This window comes from Actibacterium lipolyticum, assembly GCF_900184935.1.
GTDB classification, from domain to species: Bacteria; Pseudomonadota; Alphaproteobacteria; order Rhodobacterales; family Rhodobacteraceae; genus Actibacterium_A; species Actibacterium_A lipolyticum.
This window is the reverse complement of sequence record NZ_FXYE01000002.1, coordinates 1,507,994-1,524,296: the sequence shown is the minus strand read 5'-3', so window position 1 is coordinate 1,524,296 and position 16,303 is coordinate 1,507,994. Positions and strand designations below refer to the sequence as shown.

The 16,303-nt window shown below is 58.2% G+C and carries 13 protein-coding genes and 1 tRNA gene; 9 read left to right on the top strand and 5 right to left on the bottom strand.

Going from position 1 to position 16,303, the window contains the following annotated elements; translation table 11 throughout:
• Window positions 1-47: 47 nt before the first annotated feature.
• Entirely contained in the window at window positions 48-977 is a 930-nt protein-coding gene (locus tag COL8621_RS16050; RefSeq protein WP_093968282.1) for a hydrogen peroxide-inducible genes activator, read from the top strand.
• A 78-nt stretch (window positions 978-1,055) separates the two neighbouring features.
• Here COL8621_RS16050 and COL8621_RS16045 read toward each other — a convergent pair.
• Window positions 1,056-1,142, bottom strand: a tRNA-Leu gene (locus COL8621_RS16045).
• 146 nt (window positions 1,143-1,288) lie between these two features.
• Between COL8621_RS16045 and COL8621_RS16040 the strand changes: the two genes are divergently transcribed.
• Window positions 1,289-2,272, top strand: a complete 984-nt coding sequence (locus tag COL8621_RS16040; RefSeq protein WP_093968644.1) for a complex I NDUFA9 subunit family protein — start codon at window positions 1,289-1,291, stop codon at window positions 2,270-2,272.
• A gap of 3 nt (window positions 2,273-2,275) precedes the next feature.
• Here the strand turns inward: COL8621_RS16040 and COL8621_RS16035 are convergent, their stop codons facing one another.
• Window positions 2,276-3,079, bottom strand: a complete 804-nt coding sequence (locus COL8621_RS16035; RefSeq protein WP_093968281.1) for an undecaprenyl-diphosphate phosphatase — start codon at window positions 3,077-3,079, stop codon at window positions 2,276-2,278.
• Window positions 3,080-3,299: 220 nt separating this feature from the next.
• Between COL8621_RS16035 and COL8621_RS16030 the strand changes: the two genes are divergently transcribed.
• Window positions 3,300-4,733, top strand: a complete 1,434-nt coding sequence (locus COL8621_RS16030) for an NAD(P)-dependent oxidoreductase (protein ID WP_093968280.1) — start codon at window positions 3,300-3,302, stop codon at window positions 4,731-4,733.
• A gap of 204 nt (window positions 4,734-4,937) precedes the next feature.
• A complete protein-coding gene (gene gltB / locus COL8621_RS16025; protein WP_093968279.1) occupies window positions 4,938-9,476 on the top strand; it encodes a glutamate synthase large subunit in 4,539 nt (1,512 codons plus the stop codon).
• Between the two features lie 33 nt (window positions 9,477-9,509).
• Here gltB and COL8621_RS16020 read toward each other — a convergent pair whose 3' ends face one another.
• Window positions 9,510-10,019 carry a hydrolase gene (locus COL8621_RS16020; protein WP_093968643.1) on the bottom strand — a complete coding sequence of 170 codons (510 nt, stop codon included), beginning with the start codon at window positions 10,017-10,019 and terminating at the stop codon, window positions 9,510-9,512.
• Window positions 10,020-10,129: 110 nt separating this feature from the next.
• Here COL8621_RS16020 and mtgA point away from each other — a divergent pair, with 110 nt between their 5' ends.
• The 3 genes from mtgA to queG are packed head-to-tail and all read left to right on the top strand — an operon-like array spanning window position 10,130 to window position 12,627.
• Entirely contained in the window at window positions 10,130-10,861 is a 732-nt protein-coding gene (gene mtgA / locus COL8621_RS16015) for a monofunctional biosynthetic peptidoglycan transglycosylase (protein WP_370804676.1), read from the top strand.
• 57 nt (window positions 10,862-10,918) lie between these two features.
• The gene (gene fzlA, locus COL8621_RS16010; RefSeq protein WP_093968278.1) at window positions 10,919-11,584 is read left to right on the top strand and encodes an FtsZ-binding protein FzlA; all 666 of its coding nucleotides are present in this window, start codon (window positions 10,919-10,921) and stop codon (window positions 11,582-11,584) included.
• Entirely contained in the window at window positions 11,581-12,627 is a 1,047-nt protein-coding gene (gene queG, locus COL8621_RS16005; RefSeq protein WP_093968277.1) for a tRNA epoxyqueuosine(34) reductase QueG, read from the top strand. Before fzlA ends, queG begins: the two co-directional genes overlap by 4 nt.
• Here queG and COL8621_RS16000 read toward each other — a convergent pair.
• Both COL8621_RS16000 and COL8621_RS15995 read right to left on the bottom strand, forming a co-directional pair.
• Window positions 12,617-13,198: a HupE/UreJ family protein gene (locus COL8621_RS16000; protein ID WP_093968276.1), complete on the bottom strand. Its 582-nt coding sequence runs from the start codon at window positions 13,196-13,198 to the stop codon at window positions 12,617-12,619. The genes queG and COL8621_RS16000 overlap by 11 nt on opposite strands.
• Window positions 13,199-13,209: 11 nt before the next feature.
• Window positions 13,210-13,989 (bottom strand): DUF4198 domain-containing protein, encoded by a 780-nt coding sequence (locus tag COL8621_RS15995; protein WP_235823911.1) that lies wholly within the window; start codon window positions 13,987-13,989, stop codon window positions 13,210-13,212.
• 7 nt (window positions 13,990-13,996) lie between these two features.
• Between COL8621_RS15995 and COL8621_RS15990 the strand changes: the two genes are divergently transcribed.
• Together COL8621_RS15990 and COL8621_RS15985 are read left to right on the top strand one after the other, a co-directional pair.
• Complete coding sequence (locus tag COL8621_RS15990; RefSeq protein ID WP_235823910.1) at window positions 13,997-15,196, top strand: HupE/UreJ family protein; 1,200 nt, start codon at window positions 13,997-13,999, stop codon at window positions 15,194-15,196.
• Window positions 15,197-15,236: 40 nt separating this feature from the next.
• Complete coding sequence (locus tag COL8621_RS15985) at window positions 15,237-16,163, top strand: DMT family transporter (protein WP_093968274.1); 927 nt, start codon at window positions 15,237-15,239, stop codon at window positions 16,161-16,163.
• Window positions 16,164-16,303 lie beyond the last annotated feature (140 nt).

The following is a 16,303-nucleotide window of genomic DNA, read 5'->3' as shown; positions in this document are numbered from 1 at the left end:
CGATAATGCAAAATTGCATTTTCTAAACGCTCTGATAGGATTTTCTTATGAATAGAATCTCGATGAAGCATCTTCGTTATTTTGAGGCACTTGCCCGGAATCGCCACTTTGGCCGCGCGGCTGAGGATTGCTCGATTTCGCAGCCTGCGCTGTCCGTGCAGATCAAAGAACTGGAAGGGCTGATCAGCGCGCCCCTTGTTGAACGGGGGACGCGTCAAATTCGTCTGACCGGGCTGGGCGAAGAATTCGCAAGCCGTGTAAGCGACATCCTGCGCGCCGTTGACGAGCTGGAGGATTTGGCACGCGCAACGCAGGCCCCGCTGATTGGGCGGCTGCGGATTGGTGTGATTCCCACGGTCGCGCCGTATCTGCTGCCCGAGGTGATCAAATCTCTTACGCTGCATTATCCGGGGTTGGATCTGCACCCGCGCGAAACGGTGACGCAAAAGCTGATCAAGGATTTGCTGAAGGCGCGGTTGGATATGGCGATCGTTGCGTTGCCAATTTCTGAACCGTCGTTGGTCGAGGTGCCGCTGTTTGACGAAGAATTCGTTCTACTGCGCCCGCTTGAGGACGCCGACAAACCCGTGCCGAATCCCGAAATGTTACAGCAGATGCGTTTGCTGTTGCTGGAGGAAGGGCACTGTTTTCGCGATCAGGCGATTTCGTTTTGTAAAATGTCGTCTTCGCTGCCACGTGAGTTGATGGAGGGCAGTTCCCTTTCCACCCTCGTTCAGATGGTGGGCGCGGGAATCGGTGTAACGCTGATTCCAGAGATGGCGGTGCCGATTGAAACGCGCTCTGCCTCGGTTTCGTTGGCGCGTTTGCCAGATCCGCGGCCCTCAAGAACGATTGGGATGGTTTGGCGAAAATCCAACCCGTTGTCCGATCAGTTGGCAAACATAGCCGAGATCGTCCGCCAAGCAGGTGTAAAACAAAGCGCGTTGCCGACGGCGGGGGAATCGATTCTCAAATAACCCGCGTGCCAAAAGCTAAGCCATGGACCTGTGAAGGTGCTGCATGTAAAAAACATTGGAAATGTCGTTGGGGTTTTTTGGTGCCCAGGAGAGGACTCGAACCTCCACATCGTTGCCAATACTAGCACCTGAAGCTAGCGCGTCTACCAATTCCGCCACCTGGGCAGGTGTCGTGGAGCGGGGATGTAAAGCCGGTGGCGGGCAGTGTCAACGGGTCATTGCGACAGAATTTGCACAATCGCGATATCGGCTTGTTTGGCGCCGGTCAGAAAGCTATTCAGGCACGTAACGAATTAGATGGAGGCCACCTTATGTCCAAGCTTGTGACCATTTTCGGCGGGTCGGGCTTTGTCGGGCGCTATATCGCACGTCGCATGGCCAAAGAAGGCTGGCGCGTCCGCGTCGCTGTACGTCGCCCAAACGAAGCTGGCTTTGTGCGCCCCTATGGCGCGGTCGGGCAGGTGGAACCTGTTTTCTGCAACATTCGCGATGACGATTCCGTTCGCGCGGTTCTTCATGGTGCGGATGCGGTGGTGAACTGCGTTGGCATTCTGAACGAAGTCGGCAAAAACAAATTCGATGCGGTTCAGCACGAAGGTGCAGAACGCATCGCGCGTTTGGCAACCGACGAAGGCGTTGCGCGTCTGGTTCACATGTCGGCCATCGGTGCAGATGCCGAATCCGAAAGCCGCTATTCCAAGTCTAAGGCTTTGGGTGAACAGGGCGTGCTGGAAGGGTTCGCAAACGCGGTCATCCTGCGCCCATCGGTGATCTTTGGTCCCGAAGATAACTTCTTTAACCGCTTTGCTTCGATGTCGCGGCTTGGGCCAATCTTGCCCGTTGTCGGTGCCGACACAAAGTTTCAGCCGGTATACGTTGATGATGTTGCGAAAGCCGCTGTTGCCGGCGTGCTGGGGCAGGCTGCCCCCGGCGTTTACGAACTGGGCGGGCCAGAGGTCAGCACATTCCGTGAATTGATGAAGGACCTGATGAAGGTCGTTCACCGCCGCCGTCTGATTGTAAACATTCCGTTCTGGAAAGCGCGCATCATGGCGGGTGGCTTTGACTTCCTTCAGTTCATGACCGGCGGCCTTATCACCAACGGCATGCTGACCCGTGATCAGGTCAAAAGCCTGCGTGTTGATAACGTGGTGGCCGAAGGCGCAGCAGGGTTCGAAGAGTTGGGCATCGTGCCAACCTCGGCCGAGGCTGTGACGCCGGAATACCTGTATCGTTTCCGCCCCGCGGGGCAGTACGACGCGATCATGGATTCCGCGAAGAACCTAAAGGCCTAAGCCTTAGCTGTAAGCGATGAACAACAGCACCACGCCCAGGATCACACGATAGATCACATAGGGCGTGAAGCTGGTCGACCGCAGCAGGCGCATCATCAACGTCAAGGCCACCAGCGCCGAGCCAAAGGCAAACACAGCCGCAATCGCGCCATCCCGCGCGGCTGCGGCATCGGCTGTCATTGCAACCTCTGCGCCCAACAGGGTGCCTGATGCAATGATCGTGGGAATCGACATCAGCATTGCGATCTTTGCGCCATCTTCGCGCTTATACCCCAGCTGACGCGCGCCAGAGATGGTGATGCCCGAACGTGACGTGCCGGGGATCAGCGCAACCGCCTGCCACAGCCCCATAATAATCGCGTGGCGCAGCGACCAGTCTTCGGCTTTCAGCGTTGTTGGGCCTTTCTGGTCGGTCCAGTAAAGGAACAGCCCGAAAATCAGCATCGTCCAGCCGATCACCTTGATCGACCGCATCGCATCATCCAGCCCGCTGAGTTTTAGCAATAGCCCGCACAGAATCACCGGGATGGTGGCGACGATCAACAAGAACGCCAGCCGCGCGCCATCGGTGTCGATTTTCCCGCGTATCAGGCGCAGCAAGCCGCCAAATGCGCTGGCAACGTCCTGCCTGAAATAAAGTATGACGGCGAAAAGCGTGCCGACATGCACCGCCACGTCGATCACCTGACCTTGGTCTTCGTGGCCCGTTAGGCTGGGAAGAAGAATCAGGTGCCCCGAGGACGAGACTGGTAAGAATTCCGTAACGCCTTGGATAACTGCGACAATTAGGAGATAGTAAAGAGACATACGAAACCAGCCCGATTATTTTCCGCCATCCTAAACTAATGATTCTAAGTGGAAAGTGCGTAAAAGGGTCACTAGTGCTGACATAAATTTTACCCAAAACGCTTGATGTTCGGGCGTCTCACGCGAAAATAATTACTATTAGGTCATACAAACTGACTTTTATTTCTTTCGCCGACACCGTAAGAGAGGCGCGATCTAAGGAAATCGGGAGAATTTCGCGATGGCGAAGGAACGTATGCTCCAATTTGTAGACGTGACCAAGGAGATGCCTGAAAAGCGTCCCCCCAATCTGCGTGCGCATGATTTCCACGAAATCTATGCGGAATACGCAGATGAGAAAGCGAAAGAGCAGGCAAGCCGCTGCTCGCAATGTGGTGTGCCATATTGCCAATCGCATTGCCCCCTGCACAACAACATTCCAGACTGGCTGCGCCTGACCGCCGAAGGGCGTCTGAAAGAGGCGTATGAAATCAGTCAGGCCACAAACACCTTCCCTGAAATCTGCGGCCGTATTTGCCCGCAGGATCGCCTGTGCGAAGGGAACTGTGTGATCGAACAATCCGGCCATGGCACTGTGACCATTGGGTCGGTCGAAAAATACATCACCGATACGGCGTGGGAAAACGGCTGGGTTCAGCCTGTGACGCCATCGGTCGAACGCGCCGAAACCGTTGGTATCATCGGTGCCGGCCCTGGCGGTTTGGCCGCGGCGGATGCGCTGCGCCAGCAGGGTGTTCAGGTCACCGTATATGACCGTTACGACCGCGCCGGCGGTTTGCTGACCTATGGTATTCCGGGCTTTAAGCTTGAAAAAGACGTGGTCATGCGCCGCATCGAACAGCTTGAAAAGTCGGGCGTTAAGTTCGTTCTGAACTGCAACGTTGGTGAAGACATCAGTTTTGATGACATCCGCAGCAAACATAACGCCGTTCTGATTGCCGCTGGCGTTTACAAAACGCGTGACCTTCAGGGGCCGGGCTCTGGTGCCGAAGGTATCGTGCGGGCGATTGATTATCTGACGGCCTCTAACCGCGTTAGCTTTGGTGACGATGTCGCTGAATACAACAGCGGAGAGCTGAACGCCGAAGGCAAACGCGTTGTGGTTATCGGCGGTGGTGACACCGCGATGGACTGTGTGCGCACCGCGATCCGTCAGGGCGCGACCAGCGTGAAGTGTCTGTATCGCCGCGATAAGGCCAACATGCCGGGTTCCCAGCGCGAAGTTCAAAACGCCGAAGAAGAAGGCGTAGAGTTCGTTTGGCTTTCGGCGCCCAAAGGCTTCACCGGTGACCGTGTTGAAAGCGTGATGGTGCAAAAGATGCGTCTTGGCGCACCCGATGCATCCGGCCGTCAAAGCCCCGAGGTGATCGAAGGCGCGGATTATTCCGAAGGCGCCGATCTGGTTGTCAAAGCCCTTGGTTTTGAACCCGAAGACCTGCCAACCCTGTGGGGTGAGCCTGCGCTGGAAGTGACCCGTTGGGGCACGATCAAGGCTGACTTCCGCACGCATGAAACGTCTCTTCCCGGTGTGTTTGCCGTGGGTGACATCGTGCGCGGTGCGTCATTGGTGGTTTGGGCCATCCGCGACGGTCGCGAAGCGGCAGACAGCATTTTGGATTTCCTCGCTCAGCCCGCGCAGGTCGCGGCAGAGTAACCAGCGGGCAGGCGCAGTGCGCCGGGCAAGCTGACCAAATGGAACGCAAGCAATGACGGAAAGACACCTCGCCCTGCTACGGATCGCCCCGGCCCATTTGGCCGGTGCCTCCGCACGGCAAGGATTTCCGGCCAACGAATGGAACAGCGCAACACACAGCATCGGCCCCGCCGGTGCTTCGCTGCGCGGATGAGGAGAAGACCCATGACCAAATATGACGCCGAATGGGTGGCCGCCGAAGAGGCCAAGCGCAAGTTCATGTCCGAAAACGGCCTGTACCGCGAAGAGGACGAACATTCGTCCTGCGGCGTGGGGCTTGTTGTTTCGGTTGATGGTAAGCCAAGCCGCAAAGTCGTTGAAAACGGCATCAGCGCGCTAAAGGCGATCTGGCACCGTGGTGCTGTGGATGCCGACGGTAAAACCGGCGACGGCGCGGGTATTCACGTTCAGATCCCGGTTCCGTTCTTTTACGACCAAATTCGTCGCACAGGCCACGAACCCCACGCCGATCAGCTGGTCGCCGTTGGTCAGGTGTTCCTGCCGCGTACTGATTTCGGCGCTCAGGAAACATGCCGCACGATCGTTGAATCCGAAGTGCTGCGCATGGGCTATTACATCTACGGCTGGCGCCACGTGCCGGTCGAGGTGGAGTGTCTGGGCGAAAAAGCCAACGCAACCCGCCCCGAGATTGAGCAGATCCTGATCTCCAACTCCAAGGGCGTGGACGAAGAAACATTCGAGCGTGAGCTTTATGTTATCCGCCGTCGGATCGAAAAAGCGGCGGCTGCGGCTGGCGTTGGGTCGCTGTACATCTGTTCGCTGTCCTGCCGTTCGATCATCTACAAAGGCATGATGCTGGCCGAACAGGTTGCGGAATTCTATCCCGACCTGAAGGACGAGCGTTTCGAATCCGCGTTCGCCATCTATCACCAGCGGTATTCCACGAACACGTTCCCACAGTGGTGGTTGGCTCAGCCGTTCCGAATGTTGGCCCACAACGGCGAGATTAACACGCTGAAGGGCAACCTGAACTGGATGAAAAGCCACGAAATCCGCATGACATCGTCCGCGTTTGGCGATCTGGCGGATGACATCAAACCGGTTGTTCCACAGGGGTCTTCTGACTCTGCCGCGCTGGACGCTGTGTTCGAAGTGTTGGTGCGCGCCGGTCGTGATGCGCCGATGGCCAAGACAATGCTGGTGCCCGAAAGCTGGTCCAAGCAGGCTGTAGAGCTGCCCGAAACGTGGCGCGACATGTATTCCTATTGCAACAGCGTGATGGAGCCATGGGATGGCCCCGCTGCGTTGGCGATGACGGATGGCCGCTGGGTCTGCGCGGGACTTGACCGGAATGGCCTGCGCCCAATGCGTTACGTCGTGACGGGTGATGGCCTGATGATCGCCGGTTCCGAAGCCGGCATGGTCCCGACAGACGAAGCAACCGTTCGTGAAAAAGGCGCGCTTGGCCCTGGTCAGATGATCGCCGTGGACACGAAAGAAGGCGTTCTGTTCCACGATCGCGAACTGAAAGACAAACTGGCCGAGGCACAGCCCTTCGGCGAGTGGGTCGGTAAGATCACCGAACTGGACAGCGTTCTGGCCGACGTTACCGAAAAGCCGACTTTCGCGGGTGCTGAACTGCGCAAGCGTCAGATCGCGGCTGGTTATTCCATCGAAGAGCTGGAACAAATCCTTGCCCCTATGGCCGAGGACGCGAAAGAAGCGATTGCTTCGATGGGCGATGACACGCCATCGGCTGTGCTTTCTGAAAAGTACCGCCCGCTAAGCCATTTCTTCCGCCAGAACTTTAGCCAGGTGACGAACCCGCCCATCGACTCGTTGCGCGAATTCCGCGTGATGAGCCTGAAGACACGGTTCGGCAACCTGAAGAACGTGCTGGACCAAGACAGCAGCCAGACGGAAATTCTGGTGCTGGACAGCCCATTTGTTGGCAACGCTCAGTTCGACGCAATGGTTGGCGAATTCAACGCGCCGATGGTTGAAATCGACTGTACCTTCGCCGCTGGCGGTGGTCAGGACGCGCTGCGCCAAGGTCTGGCCCGCATCCGTGCCGAAGCCGAAGATGCCGTTCGTTCGGGTGGTGGCCACATCGTTCTGACGGATCAGCATCAGGGGCCGGACAAGGTCGCCATGCCGATGATCCTTGCCACCAGCGCCGTTCACAGCTGGCTGACGCGCAAGGGCCTGCGGACGTTCTGTTCTGTTGGCGTGCGTTCTGCCGAATGTATCGACCCGCATTACTTTGCGGTTCTGATCGGCTGTGGCGCGACCATCGTAAACGCCTATCTGGCCGAAGACAGCCTTGCCGACCGTATCGAACGCGGCCTGCTGGATTGCTCCCTGAACGAAGCCGTTCAGCGGTACCGCGCGGCGGTGGATGCTGGCCTGCTGAAGATCATGGCCAAGATGGGTATTTCGGTCATTTCGTCCTATCGCGGTGGTCTGAACTTCGAAGCTGTCGGTCTGTCCCGTGCGATGTGTGCTGAATACTTCCCCGGTATGCATTCCCGCATTTCCGGCATCGGTGTCAGCGGCATCCAGCGCAAGCTGGAAGAGGTGCACGCACGCGGCTGGAAAGGCGGCTCTGACGTGTTGCCGATCGGTGGCTTCTATAAAGCGCGCCGTTCCGGTGAAAAGCACGCGTGGGAAGCGCAGACCATGCACATGCTGCAAGCAGCCTGTGACCGGTCGTCTTACGAGATGTGGAAAAAGTTCTCGGCCGCGATGCGGGCGAACCCTCCGATCCACCTGCGTGACTTGTTGGACATCAAAGCAATCGGCAAAGCGATCCCGCTGGAAGAGGTTGAATCGATCACCTCTATCCGCAAGCGTTTCGTGACGCCGGGCATGTCGCTGGGCGCCCTGTCGCCCGAAGCACACCGTACGCTGTCCATCGCGATGAACCGCATCGGCGCCAAGTCGGATTCGGGTGAAGGCGGCGAAAGCCCCGATGACTTCACGCCGGAACCCAATGGCGATAACGCGTCCGCCAAGATCAAACAGGTGGCTTCGGGTCGTTTCGGTGTAACCGCCGAATACCTGCTTCACTGTGAAGAGCTTGAAATCAAGGTCGCACAGGGTGCGAAACCGGGCGAGGGTGGCCAGCTTCCGGGGATGAAGGTTACTGACCTGATCGCCAAGCTGCGGCATTCGACCAAGGGCGTGACGCTGATTTCGCCTCCGCCGCACCACGACATCTATTCGATCGAAGACCTTGCTCAGCTGATCTATGACCTGAAACAGATCAACCCGCGCTGTAAAGTGACGGTAAAGCTGGTTGCATCGTCCGGTGTCGGCACGATTGCAGCAGGTGTTGCGAAGGCCAAGGCCGATATCATTCTGATTTCGGGCCACAACGGCGGCACGGGTGCTTCGCCTGCGACCTCGATCAAATACGCGGGTCTTCCGTGGGAGATGGGCCTGACAGAGGCGCATCAGGTTCTGGCTATGAACAACCTGCGCGAACGCGTGACGCTGCGCACCGATGGTGGCCTGCGCACGGGTCGTGACATCGTCATGGCGGCAATGATGGGTGCCGAAGAATACGGCATCGGCACCGCCGCGCTGATCGCGATGGGCTGTATCATGGTGCGTCAGTGCCAGTCGAACACCTGCCCGGTTGGCGTCTGTACGCAAGACGAACGCCTGCGTGAAAAGTTCACCGGCAACGCCGACAAGGTTGTGAACCTGATTACGTTCTATGCCCAAGAGGTGCGTGAAATCCTTGCCTCTATCGGCGCACGTTCCTTGGACGAGGTGATTGGCCGTGCCGATCTGCTTAGCCAGGTCAGCCGCGGGTCCGCGCATCTGGACGATCTTGATCTGAACCCGCTTCTGATCACGGTCGATGGCGCGAACAAGATCGTTTACGACCGCAACAAGCCACGCAACGCTGTGCCCGATACGCTGGATGCTGAAATCGTCAAGGATGCCGCGCGCTTCCTGAACGACGGTGAAAAGATGCAGCTTTCCTATGCGGTGCAGAACACGCTGCGTTCCATCGGCACGCGCACGTCCAGCCACATCGTCAAGAACTTCGGGATGCGCAACAACCTGCAACCCGACCACCTGACGGTAAAGCTGACCGGTTCTGCGGGTCAGGCGCTGGGTGCGTTCGCCGCACCGGGGCTGAAGATCGAAGTATCGGGCGACGCCAACGACTATGTCGGTAAGGGCCTTTCGGGCGGTACCATTGTGGTGCGTCCTCCGATGGCCAGCCCGCTGGTTGCGTCTGAAAACACGATCATCGGCAACACGGTTCTGTATGGTGCGACCGACGGTTACCTGTTTGCGGCTGGCCGCGCGGGCGAACGTTTCGCTGTGCGTAACTCGGGCGCGACTGTGGTGATCGAAGGCTGTGGCTCCAACGGTTGTGAATATATGACCGGCGGCCTTGCCATTATCCTTGGGTCCATCGGTGCCAACTTCGGCGCGGGTATGACGGGTGGTATGGCGTACCTCTATAACCCCGACGGCGCGTGCGAGAGCATGATGAACATGGAAACGCTGGTAACCTGCCCCGTAACCGTGGACCACTGGGAAGAGCAGCTTAAGGGCCTGATCGAACGCCACTTGGCGGAAACCAACAGCCGCAAGGCCGCTGATATTCTTCAGCATTGGGATCTGGAACGCGGCAATTTCCTTCAGGTTTGCCCGAAGGAAATGCTGGTTCACCTGAAACATCCGCTCAGCTTGGAAAGCACGGCTGTTCCAGCGGAATAAGAAACGAAACGGCGGCCACTGGGGCCGCCGTTTTCATTTCACCTCGGCGACGCCCACAACATAGTTTTCGCCATAGGCTTTCGCGCATTTTGGACAGGTCGTGTAAAAGAACCAGACCTCGCCGGGTTCTGACCCGCTGGCACGCACGGTGTCTTTCATTTCCTCGTACCAGTCTTTCGCTTTGCGGTAGGGGCCTTCGAACACCTTTGTCACGAAGTCACCTGAAAGCGTCATGTTCTCTTCGTTCTCGACGCGGACGGGCGATGAAAACAAATGCTCACCCTGCCACGAAGAAAGATCGCGGCTTAGCACGATGTAATTGTTCGGGTCGATGGCGTCAGCTTCTTCCATATGCTTTTGCACGCGGGTGAAGACTTTTCCCATGTTCACCGGCACATGCATGACCGATTTCGTCGTGGCACGAACGAACGGCTTTTTGTCAAAATGAAGCTTTTGCCCGTCCCACCCATCCGGGTTGAATTTCGGGCAACAATTGGTCGTATTTTCGCTGGTGTCGCAATGAGGAAGCGTGTTGGTTTCCATCAGGTGGCCCTCCTTTGATGGTGGGTTCACTTTGCCGAAGCGGTGCGCAGGGGCCTTGATCCGGATCAACATGCTTGACCTTGGCCGTGCGGAAAGGGCAATCAAGACCCGTGGCAAAGGCAGCGAAAAAGAAACCAACGAGCAAGAAGAAACCGGCAAAGCCCAGCGTAAGCATGGGCCGTCGGGTGCGTCGTTATGCTGTACGCGCGATCTTGGGCGTGGTGGCATTCTTTGCCTTGCTGATCATTGTCTTCCGCTTTGCCGGCCCGCCGACAACCCACACGATCTGGTCAGAATCGCGCCGTTTGGGCGGTGTCGAATGGGATCGGGTCGCCATCGAAGACATCGCGCCATCGGCTGTACGGGCCGTTGTTGCCGCCGAAGACGCTGATTTTTGCGGCCACTGGGGCTTTGATATGTCCGCGATACGGGACGCCATCGAAGATGGGGGGCAGCGCGGGGCCTCGACCATTTCGCAGCAGACTGTAAAGAACGTGTTCCTGTGGCAGGGCCGCAGTTGGATGCGCAAAGCGACAGAGGCTTTGCTGACCCCCGCGGTCGAAGCCATCTGGCCTAAACGCCGGATCATCGAAGTTTACCTGAATATCGCGGAATTCGGTGAAGGCGTGTTCGGCGTCGAAGCCGCGGCGCAGCACTATTTCGGTGTTTCCGCTGCCGATTTGACCCCGGCACAGGGAGCGCGGCTGGCAGTTGTTCTGCCGAATCCCAAAGAACGCAACGCTGCGCGTTTGCCGCCATGGCTTCAAAAGCACGCCGCGCGGGTGCAAGATGGGGCGGCAACGATTAAGGCGGATGGCCGCGCATCCTGTTTCGAGAGTTGAAAATCCCCGCGTAGCGCGGCATGAGGGGGATGTCCCTCCAGTATTGAGCAACAGGCCATGAACCGTCTTTTCCACGTCCCGCTGTCCCCCTACTCCCGCAAGGTGCGCCTTGTGCTGGCCGAAAAGAAGATCGAGGTCGAGCTGGTAGAGGAACGGTATTGGGAACAAGACCCCGATTTCATGCGCCGCAATCCGGCCGGGAAAGTCCCGGTTTTGCGGATGGATGGGCGTTCAATGTCGGAAAGTCAGGCAATCTGCGAATACGTCGAAGAAACCCACCCAACGCCCGCGCTAATGCCCGGCACAGCGGCGGAACGGTACGAAACCCGGCGGCTGATCTTTTGGTTTGATGATAAATTCCATGCCGAAGTCACCTCAAAGCTGTTGTTTGAGCGGGTGAACAAAAAGGTCATGGGGCAGGGATACCCGGACAGTAAGAACGTCAAATTTGGCGCGCAGAAGATCAAATATCACCTCGATTATATGGGTTGGTTGCTGGATCAACGCCGCTGGTTGGCGGGTGATGTCATGACGCTGGCCGATTTCACCGCCGCCGCGCATCTGTCGTGCCTTGATTACATCAGCGACGTAGACTGGAACCGGAACGCCAACGTCAAAGACTGGTACGCCAAGATCAAATCGCGCCCGGCGTTTCGCGGGCTGCTGGCCGATCAGGTGCCCGGCTTTCCGCCGCCCGCCCACTATGCGGACCTTGATTTTTGAGCGGCGCGCTCAAACAAAACCTTACTACCTATGCCCTAGAGGCCGGTTTTGCGAAGGTCGGCATTTGCCGCCCCGACGCCGTGCCCGAGATTGCCGCGCGGCTGGACGCATTTCTGGCCGACGGTCGCCACGGTCAGATGGCTTGGATGGAAGAGCGAAAGCATTGGCGCGGGAACCCCGCCGCCCTTTGGCCCGAGGCGCGCTCGGTCATCATGCTGGCCGAACCTTATACGCCCGCCCATGACCCGCTTGCCGTGCTGGAACAGCGCGACCATGCCGCGATTTCAGTTTACGCCCAGAACCGCGATTACCACGACGTTGTCAAAAAGCGGCTAAAGCGCGTTGGCCGGTGGTTGCTAGAGCAGGTGCCGGGCGAACAGATCAAGGTTTTCGTCGATACGGCCCCCGTTATGGAAAAGCCGTTGGCACAGGCGGCTGGGCTGGGATGGCAGGGAAAGCACACCAACCTGTTGTCCCGCGATTTGGGCAGTTGGTTCTTCCTTGGGGCCATCTTCACGACCATCGAATTAGAGCCTAACACAGCGGAATACGAACATTGCGGGTCTTGCACCGCGTGTTTGGATATCTGCCCGACCAAGGCGTTTCCGGCCCCGTTTCAGCTGGATGCGCGGCGCTGCATTTCCTACCTGACGATCGAACACCACGGCCCCGTCGCAGAAGAGCTGCGCCCGATGCTGGGCAACCGCATCTATGGCTGTGATGATTGCCTTGCCGCGTGCCCATGGAACAAATTCGCCGCCACCGCCCAAGAGGTGAAATATGCCGCGCGGCCCGACCTTATCGCGCCGCGCTTGGCCGATTTGGCGGTATTGGACGACTCGGCGTTTCGCGCGTTGTTTTCAGGTTCACCGATCAAACGGATTGGCCGCAACAGGTTCGTGCGCAATGTCTTGTACGCCATTGGTAATTCGAACGATGAAACCCTGCGCCCTGTCGCGCAGCAGTTGGCCGAAGACCCTGATGAAACCGTTGCCGATGCGGCGCGATGGGCCGTTGGGCGGTTGGACCGCGTCAGTTCATGAACGCGTTCAGCACGGTCACACCAAAGGCTGCGATGCCAAGGCCGGTCGCGCGAACCACAAACTCACCAATTTTGAACTTTGCGAACAGGCCAAGGAACGCGCCACATGCCTGAAGCGCAACTGCCCCGGCGATCAGCCCCGCGGCGAATGGGTAAGGTTCGGCCATCTCGGTCAGGCCTCCGCCGTGAGCGTGGCCGTGAAACACCGCCAGTGCTGCGATGATGATCCCGGAAATGGCCAAGGGCGGGCTAACCGCCAGCGCAACCAGCAAACCCATGGATATGCCAGAAAGCGCCAGCCACAGTTCGACTGCCGGCAAGGCGATGCCCTGCATGGCCAATCCGATGCCACCCGCCATCGCCAACGCGAAGACCAACGGCAAAACAAAGGCCGTGCGGCGCCCCAGATATCCGGCCCACAGGCCGACCGCGAACATCACGGCAATATGGGCCCATGATCCAAGCGGATGCATGAATGCCTGACTGAACCCACCCAAGGCGTCTGGGCCAGTATGCGCCGTGGCGGATGTGGCAGTAACTGTCAGCGCGATGGCTAGCGGGAGGTAGGTCATATTAATCCGTTCTATTCGCCGGGAACCTGAAATGTCAGGGCGGCCCAAAGAGAGTGCCAAACTGGACCGGCTTCAAAATCGTCGTTTCCGGTGCTTCGTAATATCACAGCATCTAGCAGGTACTCATGGCCACGGGCAACGGGGATGGTCGCATGACCCAAGGGGTCGGTGAAAATCTGGGTCACTGTGACCTTGCCGTCGGGCGCTTTGTCAAACACCTCGACCTGCGCATTCTGGCGCGGAGAGCCGTTATACAGAACCTGAACGGGCAAGCCGTTGGTCATGTCGTCGGTATAGGGGTTGGAAAGGGCGACAATCTCGGTCTCTAGGCCCACGGGGCGGTCTGTGCCCGCACCATCGCCCACTGCGATCAGGCTTTTGGCAAACCGGCGATAACTTTCGCGAAAACCCGTTTCGGGCAAGCCGCGCGCGGCGTGTTGTTCCAGCGCATCGGGGAAGTGTTTGTCGGTCACGAAGGTCAGGAACTTGTCCCAATCGGTATAGGTCAGGATGGTATCGGTCGTTTCGTGAACGACAATCGCCATCCCGCTTTCAGGTGGAATAGTGACCATTGCGGGCCTGTCGCCCATGCGCCCCTCAACAGGAATGACGCTGTCTCCGACGATCAGATCAAACCGTTCAAACCGCTTGGGGATATAGGCATAGGCGGACCCTTTCAGGTTTTGCCCCACCCGGATGTCAGCGCGGATAGGGTCATCCGGCGCAATCTGATAGGACTCGGGCGAGATCCAGAATTCATGGGCTTGCGCTGAAGCCGCGCTAATTAGCATTGTTGCGATGAAAGTTATTGATAAGGGAATGCGCATGTTTCCAACCGGGTTTGTCATAATCAACTACCTGCTGCGGCGCGGGGTCAAGTCAACCCTGCACGGTGTTCTGCTGGCGATTCTCACGGGGTTGTTTGCGGCATCCGCCACCGCGCATGAGGTGCGGCCAGCCATCGGTGATGTAGAGGTCACCCAAGACGCCGTGCGCCTGGACCTTCGGCTGGCCCTAGAGGGGCTGGTGGCCGGGATCGATCTGGCCGGGCTGGACGATACCGACAATTCCCCGCTTTCAGGATATTACGATCAGCTGCGCGCGCTTCCCCCTGCGGATCTGGAAACGGCATTCAACGACATTTGGCCAGCGATCAAAGATGGCATCCGGATAGAGGTCGACGGCGCCGAAATCGAACCGTCACTAGGCGATGTTCAAATCCCCGAGGTCGGCGACACAGACATCGCGCGCGACAGCGTTCTTACCCTTACCGCGCAGCTTCCCGATGGCGACGCGCCCGTCATGATTGGGTGGAACGCAACCTACGGCCCGCTTGTTCTGCGCCAAGTTGGTGAAGGTGACGCCCTTTACACCGGCTATCTTGAAGGCGGCCAGATGAGCGACCCACTGCCGCGCGAAGGCGTTGCCGAACTGGGCGCGCTTCAGGAATTCGGGCGCTATGTCGTGCTTGGCTTCGAACATATTGTGCCCAAAGGGCTGGATCATATCCTGTTCGTGCTGGGGCTTTTCTTCTTCTCGCTTCACCTGCGGCCGCTGCTTTGGCAGGTGACAGCGTTTACCGTTGCGCACACGGTAACACTGGCGCTGGCGACGCTGAAAATCGTCACTATTTCACCCGAAATCGTTGAACCGCTGATTGCCGCGTCCATCGTTTATATCGCCGTTGAGAACGTCTTGGGCGGGCAGATGAACATGCGCCGGATCGTGGTCATCTTTGCCTTTGGCCTGCTGCACGGCTTGGGCTTCGCCAGCGTGTTGGGTGAAATCGGGATGAACCCCAGCCGCCTGATTGCAGACCTTGTGGCCTTCAATATCGGGGTAGAGCTGGGGCAACTGGCCGTTATTTTAGCCGCGTTCTTGTTGGTGGGTATCTGGTTCGCAAAGAAAGACTGGTATCGCGCGGTTATCGCTATTCCGGCGTCTGTGATCATTGGGCTGATTGGGTTCTGGTGGTTTGTCGAACGGACGATCCTTTAAACCCATTCCCATCGCGCAAAGACAGGCGTAGGACAGACTCATGCAACCCGCGCGCGCCATTGCCTTCAAGCTTGCCTCTGTCACACTTTTTGTCGTGATGTCTTCGCTGATTAAGTCGGTGTCTGAACATGTGCCGCCGGGTGAATCGGTGTTCTTCCGCTCTCTGTTTGCGCTGCCGGTGATCATCGCGTGGCTGGCCGCGCGGCAAGAATTGTCGGTCGGGCTGCGCACCTCTAACCCGCTGGGTCATTTCTGGCGCGGGCTGGTCGGGTCGATGGCGATGGGGCTTATGTTTGCCGGGCTGGGCCTGCTGCCCCTGCCCGAGGTTACGGCCATCGGATACGCCGCCCCGCTGTTGGTGGTAATCTTTGCCGCGATGTTCCTTGGCGAAGAGGTGCGCGTGTTTCGTTTGGCGGCGGTGGGCATGGGGCTTGTCGGGGTCTTGATCGTACTTTCGCCGCGTCTGACAGCCTTTTCCAACAATGATATGGATGCCAGCCAAACCTTGGGCGCGGTCGTCGTGTTGGGCGGTGCAACCTGTGCCGCGCTGGCGCAGGTGTTTGTGCGCAAACTGGTGCACACGGAACGGACGGCCGCGATCGTCTTTTGGTTTTCGGTCACGGGCACGATCCTGTCGCTGGCCACAATCCCGTTTGGATGGGTCGTGCCGGCCCCGCGCGAAGCGGCCTATTTGATCTTGGCGGGCTTGCTGGGCGGGGTGGCGCAGATCTTCCTGACGTCAAGCTATCGCTACGCGGATGCGTCGGTTGTGGCACCGTTTGACTATGCTTCGATGCTGTTGGCGCTGCTTATCGGGTATTTCGTGTTTGACGAGGTGCCGACCCCAATCATGCTGTCGGGTGCGGGTCTGGTGATTGCCGCCGGAGTCATGATTATCTGGCGCGAACGGCAGCTTGGCCTTGAACGGTCAAAGCAGCGCAAGGGCATGGCGCCGGGTGGCAAATAGCTTTGCGCCAAACAGGTAAAGTTATCTGACCAATTTCTGATTTAATTTTGAGTCCACCGCCTGATGGGTTAGCTTCCCCTACGGAAAGCAAAGGCTTTCGCGTGCCGTAAATTCAGTGCGGCTCAAAATAATCGCTAGGG

Bases quoted from the DNA above. Each gene is read 5' to 3' on its own strand.
- COL8621_RS16000 (WP_093968276.1), bottom strand. From the start codon at position 13,198: ATGACCTACCTCCCGCTAGCCATCGCGCTGACAGTTACTGCCACATCC.
- COL8621_RS15995 (WP_235823911.1), bottom strand. From the start codon at position 13,989: ATGCTAATTAGCGCGGCTTCAGCGCAAGCCCATGAATTCTGGATCTCG.
- gltB (WP_093968279.1), top strand. From the start codon at position 4,938: ATGACCAAATATGACGCCGAATGGGTGGCCGCCGAAGAGGCCAAGCGC.
- COL8621_RS16020 (WP_093968643.1), bottom strand. From the start codon at position 10,019: ATGGAAACCAACACGCTTCCTCATTGCGACACCAGCGAAAATACGACC.
- COL8621_RS15990 (WP_235823910.1), top strand. From the start codon at position 13,997: ATGAAAGTTATTGATAAGGGAATGCGCATGTTTCCAACCGGGTTTGTC.
- COL8621_RS16040 (WP_093968644.1), top strand. From the start codon at position 1,289: ATGTCCAAGCTTGTGACCATTTTCGGCGGGTCGGGCTTTGTCGGGCGC.
- fzlA (WP_093968278.1), top strand. From the start codon at position 10,919: ATGAACCGTCTTTTCCACGTCCCGCTGTCCCCCTACTCCCGCAAGGTG.
- COL8621_RS16050 (WP_093968282.1), top strand. From the start codon at position 48: ATGAATAGAATCTCGATGAAGCATCTTCGTTATTTTGAGGCACTTGCC.
- COL8621_RS15985 (WP_093968274.1), top strand. From the start codon at position 15,237: ATGCAACCCGCGCGCGCCATTGCCTTCAAGCTTGCCTCTGTCACACTT.
- COL8621_RS16035 (WP_093968281.1), bottom strand. From the start codon at position 3,079: ATGTCTCTTTACTATCTCCTAATTGTCGCAGTTATCCAAGGCGTTACG.
- COL8621_RS16030 (WP_093968280.1), top strand. From the start codon at position 3,300: ATGGCGAAGGAACGTATGCTCCAATTTGTAGACGTGACCAAGGAGATG.